This window comes from Brevibacterium sp. HMSC063G07, from assembly GCF_001810665.1.
Lineage (GTDB): Bacteria > Actinomycetota > Actinomycetes > Actinomycetales > Brevibacteriaceae > Brevibacterium.
Window position 1 is genome coordinate 1 of record NZ_KV802368.1, and the last position, 1,191, is coordinate 1,191.

Below are 1,191 nucleotides of genomic sequence, written 5' to 3' on the forward strand. Positions count from 1 at the left end.
CCTCGTTTTCAGTGCAATAAGTGACGGTACGAAAAGCTAGCACTGGCGCGGAGGTGGTGTTGGTAGATCGTTGATTTCATTGACTTTCCTGTTCACTTTCAAATCTGCGATTCGTGGCGTCAAACCGTGATCGGTTTCATCCGTTGGTGCCAGTTATCGGTGCTCCCTGCCGCGAGGGCAGGATTTGGTCGGCATAACGGTCAACAGGAAAGCGGAACACGCCTCGCAGGTTGATGCTTTCCAGCCTGGTGGGAGCAATTTTTCCGATCAGTTCCGGTGGAATGACCTGGCGGCGGTTCGACCAGCGATCCAGGACCGCCTGCATCTGTGAGGTATTCCACGCCATCACGATGTTGGCCATCAGGCTCAACGCATCGGCCACAGCCTGCATTTCATCGACACGTTTGGCCTGCGCCGGGCTGATCCGGCCGGTATAAATGGCGCGCTTGAGGGCGTTAACAGCCTCGCCCCGATTGAGCACCCGGCGCAACTCGTTCCTGAAAGCGTCCTTGACAAAGTAGTCAGCCAAAAACGCCGTACGCAGCAACCGCCCCAATTGCACGCCAGCCTCATAGATTGGATCGCCCTGGGCGGCAGAACCGAACCGCGCAAGAGCTGCCACCGCACTGGCATGTCCGCTCATGACCGAGGCTGCCAGGTGCACCGGGCTGTCCCAATGCTTTTCGATCAGGGCATCCACCGAAAACCAAGGGCCGTGCACGCTACTTGCTGGTGATCGAACAGTGTCTTCTCCCGCCCGTACAGCGTGCGCAGCGAAGCCACATCAGGGGTGGCAATGCCAAGTTCCTCGCTCAAGTGGCGCCACAGGGCGACGGGAACCACCCGAAAGGCATACAGCAGGCGGCCACTCATGCGCAAAAACCCGATATGCAGCGCCAGACCGAGCTTGTGGGCGTCACCCCGGCGCGCATTGATTGCCTCGCGCTCTGCACCATCGAAGGTGAAAAACGCCTTCATCTCGAAGTCACTGATATCGCGGGGCAGCTCACGCATCCCCAAAAACGTCGTTTGCCAGTCCTGCATCGTGAACCCCATTAGTGGGAGGCCACGATACCCGTTTGAGAAGTGAACAGGAAAGCCAACAGAATCAACGATCTACCAACACCACCCCCGCGCCAGTGCTGGGTTTGCGTACCGCCAGTTATTGCACTGAAAACGAGGGGACCCCTT

At 58.2% G+C, this 1,191-nt stretch carries 1 protein-coding gene and 1 pseudogene; both read right to left on the reverse strand.

The genetic code is table 11. The features are described from left to right. Window positions 1–136 precede the first annotated feature (136 nt). Window positions 137–694: pseudogene (locus tag HMPREF2757_RS11805) on the reverse strand (Tn3 family transposase); the annotation flags it as partial. Further along, window positions 688–1,056 carry a DUF4158 domain-containing protein gene (locus HMPREF2757_RS12055; RefSeq protein ID WP_004637787.1) on the reverse strand — a complete coding sequence of 123 codons (369 nt, stop codon included), beginning with the start codon at window positions 1,054–1,056 and terminating at the stop codon, window positions 688–690. The pseudogene HMPREF2757_RS11805 and the gene HMPREF2757_RS12055, both read right to left, overlap by 7 nt. Window positions 1,057–1,191 lie beyond the last annotated feature (135 nt).